The organism is Candidatus Tisiphia endosymbiont of Piscicola geometra (assembly GCF_964026415.1).
Classification (GTDB): Bacteria; Pseudomonadota; Alphaproteobacteria; order Rickettsiales; family Rickettsiaceae; genus Tisiphia.
In genome coordinates, this window is the sequence record NZ_OZ032144.1 from 543,328 (window position 1) to 562,732 (window position 19,405).

Sequence of the window (19,405 nt, forward strand, 5' to 3'; positions counted from 1 at the left end):
TTCATACTATAATTTTATTAATTCTGCTTTTTTTGTTAAAGATTCTATGCCATTTAAGTCAGTTGCAGTCACCCATAGTTGTAATCCTAATTCTAGGAAGAAATCAATTAAGTATTGTCTCCTTTTGTTATCAAGATGTACAAAAACCTCATCTAACAGCAAAATAGGCATAGCAATATTTGCTTTAATAGAATAATTAACTTGGGCAAGTATTATGGCAATGAGCATAGCCTTCTGTTCACCGGTGGAACAGTGTTTAACTAAAGCATTTTTTTCTTTATGAATAACTACAAAATCACTTTTATGCACTCCAAAATTAGTTCTATTAGATATCTTATCACGAACACGAGACACCACTAACTCATTTTTTATAAAATCAATATCTATTTCAGAATTTTTTAATATTATATCTTCTATCACCCCATTAATTGATAAAATAGCTTTAGGAAAATCATTATCCAAATCTGAGATAGCTTTTTGCATATATTCTAAAATTTTTAGCCTATTAATAGCGATCTCAATTGATAATTCCGCCATTTTTTCTTCAAGCACTCTTAGCCAATTTGTATCCACTTGGTCTTGTGCTAGTATTTTGCTACGTTCATACATATAATATTCATATTTACTAACTATTCCTGCATGCGATGGATTAAAGTTATAAACAATCCTGTCAAAGAATTTACGCCTATCGCTAATACTGGAAGAAAAAATACCTTCCATTTGGGGTGTAAGCCAAATCATAGCAGAGAACTTACTTAGTTCATTATTTTGTATTTTAACACCGTTAAATTCCGTAAAACGTCTATTAGATTCACGCTTTAAATTCGTTGAAATTTCAACTAAGCCAAGTTTACTGTGTAATAATGCATAAGCTAAACAATGATCTGCTCCCCTTTGACAAATATCATCTAATTTAGCTGATCTCAAACCTTTACCAGGTGAAAATAGTGATATTGATTCTAAAATGTTAGTTTTTCCACTACCATTCCCCCCTATTAGTATAACAGGATTATTACCAGCACTAATATCTAAATTCTGAAAATTACGATAATTTAGTAATTTTAATTTTTGTAGATAAATATTATGCATAACTTATTTGAAATAGTGAGAAAAAAACCTAATCAATTAAAATCAAAAGCTCTTTTGAATCTAAACATATACTGCTATACTCAAATGATTTGAAGAATTGGATTTGAAAATGAATAGTGAGCATGCTAGGTGTACATATAGTATAATTACGCATGCGAATCCATGATATTTTCAAGAAACAATTCTTCAAAGCAGAAGAGTATATAATTTCAAGAGTGGGTAGACAATAATAACTTCAAGAAGAGCTAGCTGTGCGTTGTGATATTTAGGGTACGATGACCTTAATTCTTGAAGTTCTATACCCTTCGCCTTTCAAGTGTTGGCGTTGTGGTACGATGGGACTTCGCGTAGGAACAACGGTTTGACTACGCCTAGCCAACTCTTGAAATTCATCGGGTATACCTGAGTATATACTCAAATCTAATTCAAACAACTAAAATATATCCATGTCTTTAGAAGAATTTCGCCATAAATATAATTATGATCAATCAACAAAGATGATGCAACAATATTTAGACATCAAATTTGCTAATCTTGATTGTCTTCTATTGTTTAGAATGGGTGATTTTTATGAAATGTTTTTTGATGATGCAGTTCTTGCCAGCCAAGTTTTAGGTATTGCTCTTACCAAAAGAGGGTCTAATGGAGACTCTGAGATTGCTATGTGCGGAGTACCCCATCATGCTCTTGAGACATATTTAAATAAATTAATTGAAGAAAATTACAAAGTTGCTATTTGTGATCAACTAGAAACACCGGAAGAGGCAAAGAAACGTGGTGGCTATAAAGCTGTAGTAAATAGGGATGTAACGCGTATCATCACTCCAGGTACTGTTACTGAGGAATCTTTAATTGATGTTTGTGAACCTAATTATTTGGCAAGTTTAGTTTTACTAAAAAACGGAGCATCAATTTGTTACGTTGACATCTCTACTTCAGAAATTTCAGTTATAGAGATTCCGCAGAATGAGATTATCAACGAACTATCACGTCTTAAGCCTAAAGAGATTTTACTTAGCGAAAATTTGCAAGGAGGACAATTAGCTAATAGTATTCAGCACCAATTACATTTTCGTGTCTCGTATCAAGTTGATAGTTTTTTTGCTCCTAAAAAATGCCATAAAATTATTTTAGATTTTTACAAAATCAATGATCTAAAAGCCATAGGGGAAATATCTGAATGTCAAACAAGTAGTATTGGTAGTATCTTAGAATATTTATCACTAACGCAAAAGCAAAATATACCTTCGCTACCTTTGCCTCGGTTGGTCAATTACCATAATTTTATGATTATTGATTCGGCAACTCGGCGGAATTTGGAAATTACTAATAATTTATTAGGAAAAACCAAGGGTAGTTTACTGGCCACTATTGATCATACAGTTACTAAGGCTGGTAGTCGTTTACTATATCACTTTTTATCTACACCACTAATAGATATTGATGAAATAAATTATCGACAAAATATCACAGAATTTTTTTATTCAAATATTGAACTAGTAGGGAATATTAAAAAGTTACTCAAGAAAACTGGGGATTTAGAACGTTGCTTGGCTAGAATTACCATGAATCGTGGCTGCGGGCGAGATCTGCTAAATATTAAATATACGTTAAATGCTGCACTGGAAATAAAAGGAGAGTTTATTTCCCATTATGGGCTAAATTTGCTAGATTATATAGAGAAGTTAATTAAACCTCTATCTGGAGATGAACAGTTATATTCATTAATAGATCAAGCAATTAGAGAGGATGCACCTAATACTATCAATGAAGGTGGGATAATAAATCATCATTATCATCCTAAAATACAAGAATTATATGACTTAATTAACAATGGCAAAGCCCATGTAGAAAAATTAAAAAATGTATATCGCCTTGATACTGGCATCGACACCCTAAAAATATCTCATAATAATGTACTTGGGTTATTTATTGAAGTTACCCTAAGACATAGTGATAAAATGTACGCATCAAAATTTATTCACCGACAAACAACTTCTAATGCTAGTCGCTATACTACTATTGAATTACAAAAGTTAGAAAGCGATATGGTCAACGCTAGGAGTTTAGCGATTAATCTTGAACTAGAATTATATAAAAAAATATGCCAGCAAGTTATTGATAAAGCTATATTTTTACGATTACTTAGCTGTTCCTTGAGTCAGCTTGATGTATTTTGTAATTTTGCTTATATTGCTGATGAATATAATTATGTCAAGCCTAGATTAAGCAATGATTTGAGTTTTGAGATTATTGAAGGACGACACCCAGTTGTTGAACAAAGTTTATCAAATGATAAAAAAAGCTTTATTCACAATAACTGTACTTTATCGGAAGCTAATAGAATTTGGTTAATTACTGGACCTAATATGTCAGGTAAAAGTACTTTTTTACGGCAAAATGCCCTAATAGCTATATTAGCACAAATTGGTAGTTTTGTGCCGGCTAAAAGTGCCAAAATAGGTATTGTAGACAAGATATTTAGTAGGATAGGTGCAGGGGATGATTTACAAGCAGGGCAATCGACTTTTATGGTGGAAATGCTTGAAACATCAGCTATTTTAGCACAATCTACTAAAAATTCTTTAGTGATACTAGATGAGGTTGGTCGCGGAACTTCCACCTATGATGGTGTATCAATTGCTTCCGCGGTGTTGGAATATATTCATGATAATCTCAAATGTCGATGTTTATTTGCCACGCATTATCATGAATTAACCAGCATGAGTAATTTTTTGCCAGCCTTGCAAAATTATACAGTTGCTATTGAGGAATTGGGAAAAGAAATATTATTTTTGCATAATATTATAGCAGGGATGGCTGATAAATCTTATGGAATTCACGTAGCCTACTTAGCGGGCCTACCAAAATCTGTTATAATTAGGGCGAATGACATTTTAACAAAATTAGAAAAAACCGCAACGTACAAAAGCAAAAATATATTAAACACTGAATCAAACAATTTAAGTTTATTTGACTTACCAGTAGAGAGTAAAAAAGAAATAAAATTTAATAAGTTAGAAGAAGAACTTATTAAAATCGATCCCGATCAACTCTCTCCTAGACAAGCTTTAGAGTTGGTTTATAAATTAAAGAAACTAATTTTTTAAAATAGGGTTGCCTTACATGATAGTACCACTAGAACCCAAACGTTCAGTAAATGGAAAAATTTGGCAACAGCGATCAGTAAACGAGGATGATGTTTCAGAACTTTGTCGTTCTGTAGGAATCAGTGATTTTCTAGCACGGGTTCTATTTCCTCGCTTAGAGAACTTGTCACAAGCTATAGATTTTTTATCACCTAAGCTCAAGAATTTACTGCCAGATCCTTTTCATTTACTTGATATGCAAAAAGCAGTAGATAGGACTATAGAAGCTATTATAAATAAACAGAAAATCTGTATATTTGCTGATTATGACGTTGACGGGGCTACTTCTTCATCACTACTTAAGAATATATTTAGAGATTTGGGGCAAGAAGCTGATATTTATGTTCCAAACCGAATTGCTGAAGGGTATGGACCGACCCCAGCTGCTATGCAGAAAATTAAGGATAATGCTACTGAGCTACTTATTACTGTTGATTGTGGAGCAATGGCACATGAGGCTCTAAAATATGCAGCGCAAGTAAAGCTTGATGTAATAGTTATCGATCATCACATTAGTAGTGATATATTGCCTGACGCTGTTGCAGTTGTTAATCCGAATCGTATTGATGAGACAAGTGAGTATAAATATCTGGCTGCTGTAGGAGTATCATTTTTATTTGCTACCGCCTTATTATCCGAGTTAAAAAAACAAAATTTCTTTACCGATATAGCTTCGTGTTCGATACAAAATAGTGTATATTCAAAATGCCATACTCTACCAAATTTAATGCAATATTTAGACTTAGTCGCACTTGGAACAGTATGCGATGTAATGAAGCTTATTCACTTAAATCGTGCTTTTGTTGCTCAAGGATTAAAAATCCTTGGTCAAAGAAAAAATTTAGGTATGAAGACTTTATGTGATGTTGCTGGTTTAAATGAAAAACCAAACTGTTATCATTTGGGATTTGTCTTGGGGCCTAGGATCAATGCCGGTGGAAGAGTTGGTAAATCATCCTTGGGTGCTAGTCTTTTATCTACCGAATGTGCCATAGAAGCAAATCTACTTGCACAGGAGTTGGAGAAACATAATAATGAGCGAAAAGTAATAGAGCTGATAATGATAGAGGAAGCTACTCAAATAGCTTTAACCCAAGAAAATGATAGTTCATTATTTATAGTTGGTAAAGGGTGGCATCCCGGTGTTATCGGCATTGTCGCTGGCAGATTAAAAGAAAAATTTAATAAACCGGTGTCAGTTATAGCTTTAAATGATGGAATAGGTAAGGCTTCTTGCCGTTCTGTCAAAAATGTTGATTTTGGTAGTAAAATTATCAATGCCAAGACTAAAGAGTTAATTGTAGCTGGTGGTGGGCATGCAATGGCTGCTGGATTTACAGTATTAGAAGAGAAATTACAAGAGTTACAAGAATTCTTAAATCACGCCTTTAAGATTGATATTAGTAATCAAAATGATATTGCCTATGAAGAATATGATACGGAACTTACTACAAGTAGTGTAAATTTACCGCTAATGGATGAGCTAAGTAAACTCGAACCATTTGGTCAAGGAAATCATGAGCCAATATTTAAATTCTCTAATCTTTTTGTATTAAAAGCTGACATAGTCGGTGGTAAACATATAAGATGTTTGCTTGCTCCTTCTAAGGAAGCTTTTGGTTCTAAACCGCTGCATGCTATTGCGTTTAATAGTGTATCTAGTCCTATAGAAAATATTTTACTTAATATTAAGTCATATAATATTTCTGTAATTGGTTCATTAAAAATGAACAGTTGGAAAGAGTCTAATACTATTCAATTACAAATAAAGGACTTGATAATATGATATTTGTTAGCTATAGAAAATTAAGAGGATGGATATCCTCTTCTGCTTTAAAAAAATGTCATCCCTGCTTCGGTGCAGGATATCATAGTACATTTTTTATATAACCACTATTAAAATGGCTGCTGATCGTCATTGCCAGGAGTCGCGAGAAAGCGGCGAAGCGGCAATCTTTATGCAGTATTACACCTCACTTCACTAGATCGCCACGGCATCTAACTCACAACTGTTGAAAGTTTACAAATACCTATACCATTTCTATCCCATACACCGCATACTAACCTCGTTTTATGGCACAATTTTGATCCTATCCATCTCGAAGATAAGTCGCGTTAGCCGCTTTAAGAATGCATTTTTCCTTATATTAAAACCGCTTCCTCTTCTAACTTTCAACAGTTGATGACATCGGAGCTATTAAACCGATGTCTTACATCAATAGTTGAGGTTAACTATACTGAAAAACTTAAAGTATTTGCAAAAATATCATAAGTTACAAAAAAGTTACTATTTATTAGAGTTATTAATATAATTTTCGTGATGTTATTTGATATTACTTGATTACTGGCTATAAACCTGTCTTAATCTACTGAAGACGTCTTGTATCGCTAAATTATGAAAGAGGAAGTTTTGGAAAAAAATTAAGTAAGGAGTATAAGTGGAACAAGATATGTATAATTCCTTACTTAATTTTGACAATAAGATTACCTTACAAGAATGAAGTTATGCAAGAGCCTATTTCTACATACTAAAATGTAACACTGGAGTACCAGTAGTACAAACGCTGTCATTCCCACCGTAACTCGGATGACAGCTCTATGTGTAGTAACACAACTAAAGTTTAGCAGCAGGTTTAGATAATATAAAATCTAACTGCTACTAATTAAATAATGAAAACAATAACTATACCAGGAGGATATTATGTCTAAAATAGCTCAGATATTTCAGAAGAGATCTAGTCCAAATAAGAGTACTAGTCCAGATAAGAGTGCTAGTCTAGATAAGAGTGCTAGTCCAAATAAGAGTACTAGTAATGATACTAGTACTCTTCCTGTTTTAGCACTCAAATTTAAATATTTCCAAGACGCACTTGAAGCTTTAAATCAAGAATATGGTGATATACAAAAGATCAGAACGCCTCTCGAACAATCCAGTTATACTGAGGCTCAGGCTCAATATAAAATTTTACATGATGAGATCAAAAAAGATCGTAACCTTAAACCTGAGGAAACAAAGCAATTATTATTTAAGACATACGAGTACCAAGCTATTAGTGCTTTCCGAGCAGGTAAGTTTCAAGAACATAAAAAACATTTATTGCATGCGTATGATAATTATGGTCCTGGTAGAGATGAATCTATAATAGGACTAGAAAGATGGGAGGAGATATATTATAAAACATTTGGTACAAATGCAAAAGACGTACCCAGCATTTCTGAAGAATACGATACTTTATTAAAAGAGGTCAAAAAAGACGTTCAGTCACTAATTAAGGATAAAAAATATGCAGAAGCTCGTGAAAAAATAAAGTATTTGAATGACAATAGCCATAATTTCCATATATTTGATCTATACTTTGATACAATAAAAAAAGATCCAAAGGAAGCTTTGAAGTATTTTGAAGACAAATCAAAGAATAATCTTACACAACGTCAAGATATTCATGATATCCTTAAAAAATGGCAAAATTACCTTAGTAACCAAGTTGATGATCAAGAAGTTGCTGCCAAAGCTGCTACCTATGCTTCAAAGTACAACCCAAATCCAACAGTTGCTACGGCCCCTGTAAAGAAAGCTGTAAAGAAAGCTGTAAAAGAAGTTGAAAGAGATAAAGAGAAATATGACAAATCTACCCTTAAGTTAAAGACGGTTGTAACTGTTGATGAACAGGAGAAACAGATAAAGGAACTTACAGCTAAACACGAAGCTGAATTAAAAGCTGAATTAGAGAAACTTAGAACTGAACACAAAGCTGAATTAGAGGCACTTAAACCTAAAGATTCACCTACAAAAGATAATAAAGTGGGTGAAGCCGGTGACTTTTCTCCTACTTCATCTCTACTAACATCGTATACCAGTATCCCACTTGTTGTGGAAGTTGCTGAAAAGACTCCTACAGCTCCCGTAGTTAAGCCTCTTGAAGAGAATGTTTTAAAGGAGTTAACTGAGTTAGCTAACTTGATTGCGTCGCTTCAGTACTATGATTCAAAGTATGCCCCTGCTAAAGATAAGGCTAAAAAACTTTTGAATGAAGTTATTAAAGAGAATCTTGATGTATATAAAACTATAGAGGATTCTAAAATTTTGGTGCTTCTTGCTGACGTTCTTTTGTCTTCAAATGAAATGGAGAAAGCAAGAATAGTTTGTGATAAGGCTCTTAAAATTGATCCAACTATATGGCAAGTTACCAATGATCAGGTAGTTTTGCTAAATTTAGCTGGAGTTCTTCTTTTATCTTTTTCAAATGAACCTAAAGCTAAAGAAGTTTATAGTAAAGCTATCAGCATGCGTATCTTTTCTGTAGATGAACATGGTAGTTATAAACTTGATGATAATAGGACTTCTACAGCATCCAAGACTGTTGCTCAAGATGGATATAGTGCTGAAGAGAGGGATTGCTTAGCTAAGGTCTGTTTAGGTGGTAAAGTATATCAGCAAGCACAAGCTCTAGATTGTTACCCACATACAGATGTTACTAAAAGACACGAGATAGCTTTGCAATTAAAACAGTTAGGTAAACAAGCACCGAAGCCAGCCGCTGGTGAGTATAAAGCCTATGCGTTATATGCAAAGGCTTTTTCTGTTCTAAAAGACAATCAAGAATTACTTCAGGATATGAAAAAAGCACACGAATATGCTAGCTTCACTAGTTATCCCCCTACTGACGAATCTACTGCATACCTCATCGGTGAGTGTGCTCATAACAATTATTAAGGCTTCTCATAATAATATAGTGAATAAAGTGCCATAAATTATTCCTCCTACTTCAAAGCCATTAACAGCTTTTGAGGTAGGAGGGATAGTTGCTTAGGGTAATTTTAAAATTGGGCTGTTTAAACAGCCCGGCTTTTAAATTAGATATCTTTCGAAACTCTACTTCTGCTGGTAATTTGTGCGTCGATCCGGTACTCGAATCCTCACGTACATTTAGTACGCTGCGGTTCTGCGTTCCGTGTCTCCTACAAATTCCCTAGCATAAGCGAGTTTCGAAAGATATCTATTGTTCTGTTGCTATCCACAAGCGGTTAGTTTCGAGAGAAGTCCAATGTTAAAAAAATACTAAAAAGATAAAATATCGAATAGGCAAATAGTTTTTTAGCTTGTTTATGATCTTTATCACTAAACAGAGAGGCAGCATAGTATAAAAAAATTAGCCCCAGTATCAATGCAGTCACTAAATATACAATATTACTTATTCCTAAAAAAAAGGGCGTAAATGTAGTAATAACCATAATGATACTATAGGCAAGAATTTGCTTTTTAGTATAATATTCTCCCTTTACCACTGGCATCATCGGGACACCACAATCTTTGTAGTCTTCTGAGCGAAAAATTGCTAATGCCCACGAGTGTGGCGGTGTCCAGGTTAGAATAATCATAAATAAAGAAAAGGAGAAAAGTGAAATCTCATTAGTTACTGTTGCCCAGCCAATCATAGGAGGCAATGCACCTGCAACCCCTCCAATAACTATATTTTGCATTGTCGAACGTTTTAACCACATAGTATAAATGAAGACATAATACAATATGGTTATTAGTAACAATAAAGCAGATAGTAGATTAACACAAAGTCCCATCAAAAAAACTGAAAAGAACCCCACAACCACGCCAAAAGCTAAAGCGTCCTGTGGTTCTATAACCCCAATAACTAGAGGTCTATTTTGTGTACGTTTCATTATCGCATCAATATCCCTATCATACCACATGTTAATAGCTGCACTACTACCAGCTCCAAGTGTAATACAAAGCATAGCGATGCAAGCTATAAATGGATGGATGGGGTATGGAGCAAGCCATAGACCAGAAAAGCTGGTAAATACAACAAGTGCCATAACTCTTGGCTTCATGAGTAGGATATAGTCCATAACTGAGCTATTATTAGACCTTTTTTTAATAGTATTCATGCCTATCTTAGCAAAAGAATTATTAATATAATTAGAGGAATTATTCATATATTTTCATCTTAAGAAAATTTATTATTTCTAGGGAATCCACTAGGAGGGATTTTACCAACCGAACCTCGTCGTCCAAGAAATGGTAAAATATCTTTCTCTACCCTAATCTTTTCTCCTACTTTCCAGCTTAGTCCTAAACTACTATCAAATATCTTGACATCCATAAGTTTAGCATTTTTGAACTTTTGTAGAATTACCCCTTGTCCTCGTTTCATTATTGGTATTTCGTCTAGTTTAAATACTAGTAATTTCCGGTTCTCACCTATACAAGCTATACAATCACCTTCTACAGGCACACAAGCAATACAGGAATGATTTGCAGGAATTTGCATAATTTGCTTACCGAGTTTAGTTTGTGCTACTACCTCATCTGAATCAATGATAAAGCCTTTGCCAATACTACTTGCCAATAAAAGTTTTTGGGTAGTCTTATAGACCAACATGCTTATTATTTCTTCATTACCTATATCTATCATCAATTTTATAGATTCTCCATTGCCTTTGCCTTTAAATATATTATCGGCTAGGATAGTGAAAAAACGCCCCGCTGCACTTAATATAAGAATTTTGTCAGTAGTATAGCCTTCTAGAATAAAATTTTCTGCGTCTCCTTCCTTATATTTAACAGTTGATAAATCGTTATTATGACCTTTTAAAGAGCGAATCCACCCCATTTTGGAACAAATTATGGTGATAGGTTCTTTGGTTATAAAAGCTGAAATATCAACAATCTGAGCAACAATATTAGCTTCTTCAAAACTAGTTCGGCGTAACCCCAATTTAGTGCTAAAACCAAACTTTGTTTGCACCATTTTAACTTCTTTCTTAACTATCTTTTTTAATTCACTCGGGTCTTGTAGAATTTTCTGTAAATTCGCATGTTCTTTTTCGAGTAGATTATGCTCGTTAATAATTTCTTGTTCTTCCAATTTTCTTAAAGATCGCAATCTTGTATTAAGAATTGCTTCAACTTGCACATCAGTTAAAGCAAACTTAGCTATCATTACTTGTTTAGGTTCATCTTCTTCACGAATAATTTTAATTATTTCATCCAAATTTAAGTAAGCTATTCTTAGACCTTTGAGAACTTCCAACCTATGTTCAATTTTGCCAATAAGAAATTTAGATCTGCGAGTAATAATATTTTGTCGGTGTAATAAAAACTCCTGCAATATTTCCAGTATATTAGCTACTTTAGGAATATTATTTGAACCTATAACATTCATATTAAGTTGAATTCTATTCTCTAGAACTGTTAATTTGAACAATGACTCCATAATAACATTAGGATCACAATTACGATCTCTAGGTTCAATAATTAATCTTATATCTTCTGTAGATTCATCTCTAATATTGCTTATTAAAGGAATTTTTTTGTCTTTTAACAGTACAGCTATTTGTTCGATAAGTTTAGATTTTTGTACTTGATAAGGTATTTCAGTAATTACTATCTGATATAAACCATAACTTAGGTCTTCCTTTGCCCATCTTGCTCTTACTCTAAAGCTACCACGCCCTACGCTATAGGCTAGGCGGATTGAATCTATTCTATCAATAATTATTCCACCGGTTGGAAAGTCAGGACCTTTGACAAATTGCAAAATATCGTTAACATTTGATTGAGGATGGTCAATTAAATATATTAGTGCATCACATAATTCATGTAAATTATGTGGTGGTATACTGGTTGCCATTCCAACTGCTATACCTTCTGAACCATTAGCCAGTAAATTAGGAAACATAGCAGGCATAATGACTGGTTCGGTATCGGAATCATCATAGGTAGCACGAAAATCTACAGTATCTTGATCTATATCTGACATTAATAAGGTACAAATTTCTGTCATTCTTGATTCCGTATAACGCATAGCTGCAGCGTTATCGCCATCAATAGAACCAAAATTTCCTTGTCCATCAATTAGTGGATATCTGAGAGAAAAATTTTGTGCAAGACGTACTAATGTATCATACAGTGCAACGTCACTATGTGGGTGATATTTACCCATTACATCACCGACAACTCTTGCACATTTCTTATGGGCAGAGGTCGGTTCTAACTTTAGTTGGAGCATGCCATACAATAATCTGCGATGCACTGGTTTTAATCCATCACGAACGTCTGGCAAGGATCTTGACATAATTGTTGATAGAGCATAAGAGAGGTAACGCTCTGATAATGCATTACCAAAGTCTATATTTTCTATTTTAGCATCATCTATCATACAAAACTTTTTCTTATATTTATTCCGTGTTCAGTATAATATCCTAAATATATGCTAGCACTAATAGCAAAATGATATTAAATAATAAAAATTATACTTTTTCTTCAATACTTGAGGTTATTATAGGAATTATACCTTACTCCTGTACAAGGCATAATACTTTAAACAATAGTCCCATTTTATTGGGAGCGATTAGTCTGTCAAGTTGTTTTGCTATTATATTTGCTTCTATAGTGGATAATGTATTTTGCAAGATTTGACTTCGCAATAATATACCATTATTAATCAAAAAGTCACGCTGTGTTATTGAACCATAAACATTTACTCCTATATTGATGCTTACTGTTTTTAAGGCATAAAAGTCAACATGAGCCGATAAATCTGCTTCCCCTAAAGTTTCAAGCAGAGGATAATATTTATGATTTTTTATTGCTTGTAAGGTAGGATTATATTGGTTACGCGTCCTTTTTATTGGATCTATATCATAACCATAATCGATAACCAAGCTTGCCCCACCAAATTTCATGATATGCTGGCTGATAAATTTTATAATTTCTAATGATTTAGGTGATTCTTCTATCACTGCCCCATCACGTGCGTTTGAGTGTTCTTGCAGCAGATAACGTTGCAATTCCTTACTAACTTCTATTTTATCGAATTTAATTTTACCATCAGCTGGGTCAATAATAAGTGTTGATTCATACCAAAGTTCTTTAGCTTTAATATATTGCTTGATTGGCATAGCGTCAAAAAATTCGTTAGCTATTATAATAGAAGGAATTTTAGAGATATATTGTACTGCTGTATGGTGTTTGATAGGTAAACCCGCCATCTTTAGGTTTGTTTGTTGTTTCTTGATGAAATGGGGATTAATATCAATTAATTCTATTGAGAGAGATTGGTAAAATTTTGGAACTAATTTAGCAACATTGAGCAAATCCCGCATTAATACTCCCTGCCCAGGACCTAGCTCAACTAAATTAGTTTTTTGAGGGCAATCCATTTTATACCATTGGTCAATAGCCCATAAAGCTATCATTTCACCAAAAAGCTGAGAGATTTCTGGAGCTGTGGTAAAATCTCCTAGATAACCTAACTTGTCTTGTTTTTGGTAGTAAGAAGAAGAATTTACCGACATTACTTGAAGCATCATTTCATCAAGCTTAATACTACCATTCTGTTCAATAAGTTTTCTTATTTTGGAGTCGATTGGCATCTAATTTGTATTATTAAATAGATTCCTACTATTAGCATCGGTAATGATAAAATTTGCCCTACAGTTACATTATTAAAAATAAGACTTGTATAACAATCTTCTGGTTCACGAAACATTTCTATAATAATTCGAAACACCGAATAGAATATTAGAAATATAGCAGAATTCAAACCATAGATTTTTATGCTTTTATATCTAAAAGTAGCATAAGCTAGAATTAAAAATAATATAATTCCTTCAAAAAATGCCTCATAGAGTTGGCTAGGATGTCTTATTTGTAAGTCACTATTTGGAAAGATCATTCCCCAAGGCATTGTAGTCACTCTGCCATATAATTCGCCATTAATAAAATTGGCTATTCTACCTAAAAATAAACCGATAGGACCAACTGTAGCTAATATATCACCTAGGCAAAAGAATTTAATTTTATATTTGTGGCAGAAAAAATAGCAAGATACAGCTATACCAATAATGCCGCCATGAAAGGACATACCACCCTCATAGGTCTTTAAAATGCTAATAGGATTAGAAAAATATTTAATCGGATCATATAGTACTACCTGACCTAATCTAGCACCTATTACAATGCCTAAAACAACCCAAGTAATAAAATTTTCGAAGGCTTCCGTGGTAACACTAACATCGAATCTTTTTATAATTCTATAAGCATAGAACCACCCAAATATTACGCCAAAAACGTAAGCCATAGAGTACCAATAAACGCTAAATGGTCCAATAGAGAAAATAACAGGATTGATATTTGGAAAGGTCATACGGTCATTATATACGCAAGCTTCATCGATTGCAAGCAACCGGAGAAAAATATTAACTACCAACTTAAATAGATATTATATTTAGTCAAATAAAATATTTTTTATAAAATATTCATAATAATGCTTAGTGTACATTATAATTATTGTATACTACGAGAATCAGGTAGAAAAATAATTATTTTTAGACCTAATTAATGTTATCTATCTTTAACAAAAAGGTTGGCTTATATGACAGTACAATATTTATTGGATATTTATCGTAAATATGATAAAGAGATTTTAATGTTAATAACTATGATAGCTTCGATCATTCCATTGATTATTTTTATTAAAACAATAATCTTTTCAATGATCAAAAAATATATTGTTCAATGGCATCATGATTATGAAATAATATTTAAAAAATATTCTATATACACCTATTTATTACATACATTACTAGCTTTATATATTATATTTTGGGGCAATATCTTACAGTCATTTCCTACTTTACCTTGGATAATTAGCATCAAGAATATCGCGATAATCCTCTATACAGGCGGTTTCGTTACAATGCTAATCTTATCTCTTATCGATACTTTTGCAGATATTTATCGAAATAGACTAACAATTTCTATCCAATCCTATTTAAGTTTATACACTCAAATATTGAAAATATTTATTATTTCTATTGCTACCATTATAATTATTTCCAGTATTCTAAATGTTTCCCTTAGTGCATTTTTTACTAGCTTAGGAGCAGCAGCAGCGTTGTTAACCTTTCTGTTTAAGGACACTGTTGTGGCTTTGCTATCAAGCTTACAGCTAATTTCGCAGGATATAATACGAATTGGCGATTTTGTTAGTATTAGCCAGTATAATGTTGAAGGTACTGTAGAGAAAATTACTATTACATCCGTTAAAATTAGGAATAGTGATCAAACTATTTCGACAATACCCACTTCTAGTCTTTTAACAACTAATGTAGTGAACTCGCGTGGTATAACTGACTCAATGGCAAAAAAAATTCAGGGAGCAATCTGTATTGACATAAATACTATTGCATTGGTGTCAACTGTATCTTTTATACAAGAATTGAAAAAATCACCATATTTAACAAAAGAAGCAATGGATAAAGTGAGTTTGGAACAGCTAGGTGACTATGTAACAAATATCAAAATATTTAGACTGTATGTAAAAGAATATTTGAGAAATCACCCGATGATATGTCAACAAGATTTTACATTTCTAGTACGTCAGCTGCCTGCAACTCCTAATGGTTTACCAATAGAGTTATATGTCTTTACTCATGAAATAAGGAAGGGTATATATGAAGATATTCAATCAGATATTTTTGATCATTTGTTTGCAGTGCTACCTGAATTCAAATTAAAAATATTTCAAAATAGTAATTAACTAAAATGATATAATAATGACTTCAGAAATCAAATCTAATTTAGTTTCTGCCTACCAAATTCTTGCAATTTTGGGCTTAGACGATCATACATATACTCATCTATCGGCAAGACCTAAAGGAGCTGATTTTTACTATATTTATCCTTTTGGCTTAAGGTTTGAGGAAGTAACTAGCGATAATTTACTGCAAGTTAGTTTGGATGGAACAGTTTTAGAGGGTAGCGAATATAGTTACAATGAAACCGGTTATGTCACTCACGGTAATATCTATAAAGCAAGAGAGGATATTTCATCTATCTTTCATTTGCATACTCCTGCAACTGTTGCTGTATCATCTATGCGAGTAGGATTAATGCCAATAACTCAGTGGGCACTGCATTTTTATGAAAGACTATCTTATCATGAATATAACTCTCTTATACTTACGTCTAATCACAGTAATAAAATGCTTGATGATCTCGGGCAAAATTATGTTATGTTTCTACGTAATCACGGAATATTAGCATGTGGTAGGACAATACATGAAGCTATGTTTTATACTTATCATTTAGAGCAAGCATGTAAAACCCAATGTTTAGCATGTTCCACAAATCAGGAGTTAATCATACCATCTCAAGAAACTTGTAGAAAATCGGTGCAAGATTTATTATCATTTGAAGAAGATTTAGGTAAACGTGACTGGATTGCTTGGCTTAATTTACTCAAGACGGTTTATGGTGAGCAATGAAGAAATTTTTAGTAATAGTAATTTTGCAGTGTATAGCAATGGAAGCACTATCAAGCATTGAAAGAATAAAGTTGCACTCTTTCGATGACTTAACTAAGAAAATTAGAGGTAAAGATACACTAGTTGTATTTGATATTGATGGGGTTATTCTTGCCGCTAAAGACTCTTATTTAAGCCATGATAATCGGGAAATGCGTCATAAATTTCTTGATGACATTGAAAAATCACATGGTTTAGTTCAGAAAAAGAATATATATGGACTCATTATTGCTCAGATGGAGTATAAGTTAATTGAACCAGTATTAGTAAAGCATTTTTGGTTTTTAAAATTTAATGGTGCTGATATTATTGCTTTAACATCAATGGGACCAAATAATCCATATTTCGATCAGGAGCAAGATCGTGTTGATGTGTTGAAAGATAAAGGATTAATCTTTGATGGAAGGTATCAAGGTTTAATAAAAATTGATGAACAAAACCGACCTCAACCAAAAGTCATTGAAGGAGTTATTTTTGCTAGAGGTTATGAAAAAGGATTAGTGCTTAAAGCATATCTCGATCAACAACGAGCTAATTATAGCAAGATAGTGATGATAGACGATATGTCTCAAAATTTGGATTCTGTTGAAAGATACCTTAAAAATCAGGTTGATAGTATAGTTCTAATATAATATAGCTACGATAAGTTAGAAGAGCAGAAATCTATAAAAGCTCTCTCCGCTTTGCAGCAAGATTTTGTTAAAACTCAATCTATTTGGTTAAGCGATAAACAAGCCTCTGTTTTGTTACAAATAATAAATAAAGATAAAACTGAATGATAAAAAGTAAAAGAGACAAAATCGTAAATCATTGTTTTGCACGCGAATCACCGAAGTTTTGTGGCATCAATTTTTCAAAGGAGAAGAGTATATTTTTATGATTAATTTGATAATAATTGCAGTAATTTTTATTTTCTTTTACTTTGTTATCGTAAATTACAAAAGGATTATTAAATTCTTGCCAAAAGGTAATAAAAACTTACATATTAGTGATCTTACTATTAGGACGCGTACTTTAAATGCTGATGAAATTCTTAAATTTTCTCGAGAAAGACAAAATAACCAAAATGTTGCTTGGAACAACACTTTTTCACCAAAAAATTCAATGGAAAAGATTGATGAAGATAAAATACAGGAACATTTATATAAAAACAAAGTCACAGAATGCTTGGAATTAGTTAAAAAGGAGATAAAAGATTTCCAGTTCAATTCCATCACTAATAGTTTAATGATCCCTTTGTGTGTTCCATATTCAGATAGAAATAATGTAAAACAATTTGGAAGTGTTTGGGATCCTAGAACAAAATCTTGGTTCTGGTCATTTGATAAAGATACGAAACTAATTGAAAAGTGGTTACCTCGAATGTATCAGAAAAATGCAACTCCAATTATTCTGCCAAGATTAGTTCCTGAGCCTCTTTGGTATTTAAATTTACGTTCATTATTGCCAAAAGAAGAATGGGATTATTTGAGAAAATTAACTTATGAAGAGTCAGGTTATCGTTGTATTATATGCGGTTGCAAGGGTAAAAAATGGCCGGTAGAATGTGATGAAATATGGTCATATGACGATGATTATTCTAAAGAATACAGTATGGTTTGTTTCCAAGGATTGCAGTCTCTATGTCCATATTGTCACCAAGTTCATCATTTTGGTAAAGCTAGGGTTGATGGTAATGATGATATGGCAATGGCTAGACTTATGGTATTAAATGGTTGGTCTATTGAAAAAGCTCAAAAAATTGTTGCAGAATCTTTTGATAAGTGGGAAGAAAGATCATTAAAAAAATGGTTGTTTAACTCAGATGTTTTAGAAACAAGATATAAAATTTATATCCGAGATAATTCTTATCTAAAGAGAGTTGTTGACACTTGATTAAAAGTATAGAAATTGGTTTTTGTTGTCAATATGACTTATCCTAGGAATCTGTCTGACTTTATTAAAAAAGTACACTTCTAGTAACTAATAGCTAAGAATATATTTTAATAATACGTATATAAATAGCAAAAATTAGTGAATTTTTAGAAAAACTATACTATATATTATACTCAAAATATAGAAAAATTTAAATTTTGTTCACAGACCCTAGCTCAAGAATTTATAAGGTTTTGGTAAACCCGGTTAGTACATGCAAATGATTTGGAGAATTGGATTTGAAAATGAGGGACAAGCACACGCAACGTATATAAACCTGAACTCGATGTAACAAGTTACATCGAATTCAGTGTTATATATAGAAACAATCAGGTTTGAAGCAATTTTACACCTGATTGTTAAAATATGACACTCCATTCAATAATATACTTGCAGCAAAACTGCGTAACACTATCTAATTTCTTTGCTAGTATGAATTTATTGTATAAATTTGGATTTCTACTATGCAAATATCACCGATTAATAAAAAACTAGTTGAAAAAGTAGCAGTCATATTATAATATTTGAAATATTAATAATAATGATAATTAATCAAATGAAAAAACCAAAAGTAGCGACCTTAAGTGCTGAAGAACGAGAAGAACTAATACAGCATGTCAAGGAAAGTTCATTAACGGGAGATGAACAGCAAACGATAGTAGAACTTGTGAAGTTTTGTAACGAGCTAATAGACAAGCTAGCATCATCAAATATCAGTATAAATAAGCTTAAGGAAATGCTGATTGGTTTTAAGGCAGATCACAAAAAAAAGATAGTTCAGATTCATTAAAAGAACCGCCAGGTGAATCTGATAACGGAAATGGTGGTAATGAAGGAGAGTGCGATAAGCCCAAAAAGATAGATCGTAGTAATTGGCAAGGTAAATATGGGTTTGATGATTATAAGGATGCGGATACCAGCTATTT

At 32.6% G+C, this 19,405-nt stretch carries 13 protein-coding genes; 8 read left to right on the plus strand and 5 right to left on the minus strand.

The genetic code is table 11. The features are described from left to right. Window positions 1-6: 6 nt before the first annotated feature. The gene (gene recF, locus AAGD26_RS02530; RefSeq protein WP_341752097.1) at window positions 7-1,089 is read right to left on the minus strand and encodes a DNA replication/repair protein RecF; all 1,083 of its coding nucleotides are present in this window, start codon (window positions 1,087-1,089) and stop codon (window positions 7-9) included. Window positions 1,090-1,535: 446 nt separating this feature from the next. On the opposite strand from recF, the gene mutS reads away from it, so the two are divergent. The 3 genes from mutS to AAGD26_RS02545 all read left to right on the plus strand — a co-directional run bounded on the left by mutS (window position 1,536) and on the right by AAGD26_RS02545 (window position 8,952). Next, on the plus strand, window positions 1,536-4,199 hold the full coding sequence (gene mutS / locus AAGD26_RS02535) for a DNA mismatch repair protein MutS (RefSeq protein WP_341752098.1): 2,664 nt from the start codon (window positions 1,536-1,538) through the stop codon (window positions 4,197-4,199). A 16-nt stretch (window positions 4,200-4,215) separates the two neighbouring features. Further along, a complete protein-coding gene (gene recJ / locus AAGD26_RS02540) occupies window positions 4,216-6,024 on the plus strand; it encodes a single-stranded-DNA-specific exonuclease RecJ (RefSeq protein ID WP_341752099.1) in 1,809 nt (602 codons plus the stop codon). A 915-nt stretch (window positions 6,025-6,939) separates the two neighbouring features. Next, entirely contained in the window at window positions 6,940-8,952 is a 2,013-nt protein-coding gene (locus AAGD26_RS02545) for a hypothetical protein (RefSeq protein WP_341752100.1), read from the plus strand. A 311-nt stretch (window positions 8,953-9,263) separates the two neighbouring features. On the opposite strand, the gene cyoE is transcribed toward AAGD26_RS02545, so the two are convergent. The 4 genes from cyoE to lgt form a co-directional block, all read right to left on the minus strand. Further along, window positions 9,264-10,142 carry a heme o synthase gene (gene cyoE / locus AAGD26_RS02555; protein ID WP_341752297.1) on the minus strand — a complete coding sequence of 293 codons (879 nt, stop codon included), beginning with the start codon at window positions 10,140-10,142 and terminating at the stop codon, window positions 9,264-9,266. A 59-nt stretch (window positions 10,143-10,201) separates the two neighbouring features. After that, window positions 10,202-12,412 carry a DNA topoisomerase IV subunit A gene (parC, locus tag AAGD26_RS02560; RefSeq protein WP_341752298.1) on the minus strand — a complete coding sequence of 737 codons (2,211 nt, stop codon included), beginning with the start codon at window positions 12,410-12,412 and terminating at the stop codon, window positions 10,202-10,204. 139 nt (window positions 12,413-12,551) lie between these two features. Further along, window positions 12,552-13,631, minus strand: coding sequence for a class I SAM-dependent methyltransferase (locus tag AAGD26_RS02565; RefSeq protein WP_341752101.1), 1,080 nt, complete (start codon window positions 13,629-13,631; stop codon window positions 12,552-12,554). Beyond that, window positions 13,610-14,404 (minus strand): prolipoprotein diacylglyceryl transferase, encoded by a 795-nt coding sequence (lgt, locus tag AAGD26_RS02570; RefSeq protein ID WP_341752102.1) that lies wholly within the window; start codon window positions 14,402-14,404, stop codon window positions 13,610-13,612. Before lgt ends, AAGD26_RS02565 begins: the two co-directional genes overlap by 22 nt. Window positions 14,405-14,632: 228 nt before the next feature. Between lgt and AAGD26_RS02575 the strand changes: the two genes are divergently transcribed. The 5 genes from AAGD26_RS02575 to AAGD26_RS02595 all read left to right on the plus strand — a co-directional run bounded on the left by AAGD26_RS02575 (window position 14,633) and on the right by AAGD26_RS02595 (window position 19,269). Beyond that, on the plus strand, window positions 14,633-15,799 hold the full coding sequence (locus AAGD26_RS02575) for a mechanosensitive ion channel family protein (RefSeq protein WP_341752103.1): 1,167 nt from the start codon (window positions 14,633-14,635) through the stop codon (window positions 15,797-15,799). Window positions 15,800-15,815: 16 nt separating this feature from the next. After that, window positions 15,816-16,526, plus strand: coding sequence for a class II aldolase/adducin family protein (locus tag AAGD26_RS02580; RefSeq protein WP_341752104.1), 711 nt, complete (start codon window positions 15,816-15,818; stop codon window positions 16,524-16,526). Further along, window positions 16,523-17,197 carry a DUF2608 domain-containing protein gene (locus AAGD26_RS02585; protein ID WP_341752105.1) on the plus strand — a complete coding sequence of 225 codons (675 nt, stop codon included), beginning with the start codon at window positions 16,523-16,525 and terminating at the stop codon, window positions 17,195-17,197. Before AAGD26_RS02580 ends, AAGD26_RS02585 begins: the two co-directional genes overlap by 4 nt. 244 nt (window positions 17,198-17,441) lie before the next feature. Next, window positions 17,442-18,440: a DUF5710 domain-containing protein gene (locus tag AAGD26_RS02590; RefSeq protein WP_341752106.1), complete on the plus strand. Its 999-nt coding sequence runs from the start codon at window positions 17,442-17,444 to the stop codon at window positions 18,438-18,440. 595 nt (window positions 18,441-19,035) lie between these two features. Then, window positions 19,036-19,269, plus strand: a complete 234-nt coding sequence (locus AAGD26_RS02595; protein WP_341752107.1) for a hypothetical protein — start codon at window positions 19,036-19,038, stop codon at window positions 19,267-19,269. Window positions 19,270-19,405: the final 136 nt, after the last annotated feature.

What these genes read in the sequence shown, in the direction of transcription:
- AAGD26_RS02585 (WP_341752105.1), top strand. Translation starts at nt 16,523, where the DNA reads ATGAAGAAATTTTTAGTAATAGTAATTTTGCAGTGTATAGCAATGGAA.
- AAGD26_RS02595 (WP_341752107.1), top strand. Translation starts at nt 19,036, where the DNA reads ATGAAAAAACCAAAAGTAGCGACCTTAAGTGCTGAAGAACGAGAAGAA.
- AAGD26_RS02545 (WP_341752100.1), top strand. Translation starts at nt 6,940, where the DNA reads ATGTCTAAAATAGCTCAGATATTTCAGAAGAGATCTAGTCCAAATAAG.
- recJ (WP_341752099.1), top strand. Translation starts at nt 4,216, where the DNA reads ATGATAGTACCACTAGAACCCAAACGTTCAGTAAATGGAAAAATTTGG.
- AAGD26_RS02575 (WP_341752103.1), top strand. Translation starts at nt 14,633, where the DNA reads ATGACAGTACAATATTTATTGGATATTTATCGTAAATATGATAAAGAG.
- lgt (WP_341752102.1), bottom strand. Translation starts at nt 14,404, where the DNA reads ATGACCTTTCCAAATATCAATCCTGTTATTTTCTCTATTGGACCATTT.
- AAGD26_RS02565 (WP_341752101.1), bottom strand. Translation starts at nt 13,631, where the DNA reads ATGCCAATCGACTCCAAAATAAGAAAACTTATTGAACAGAATGGTAGT.
- AAGD26_RS02590 (WP_341752106.1), top strand. Translation starts at nt 17,442, where the DNA reads ATGATTAATTTGATAATAATTGCAGTAATTTTTATTTTCTTTTACTTT.
- cyoE (WP_341752297.1), bottom strand. Translation starts at nt 10,142, where the DNA reads ATGAATACTATTAAAAAAAGGTCTAATAATAGCTCAGTTATGGACTAT.
- mutS (WP_341752098.1), top strand. Translation starts at nt 1,536, where the DNA reads ATGTCTTTAGAAGAATTTCGCCATAAATATAATTATGATCAATCAACA.
- AAGD26_RS02580 (WP_341752104.1), top strand. Translation starts at nt 15,816, where the DNA reads ATGACTTCAGAAATCAAATCTAATTTAGTTTCTGCCTACCAAATTCTT.
- recF (WP_341752097.1), bottom strand. Translation starts at nt 1,089, where the DNA reads ATGCATAATATTTATCTACAAAAATTAAAATTACTAAATTATCGTAAT.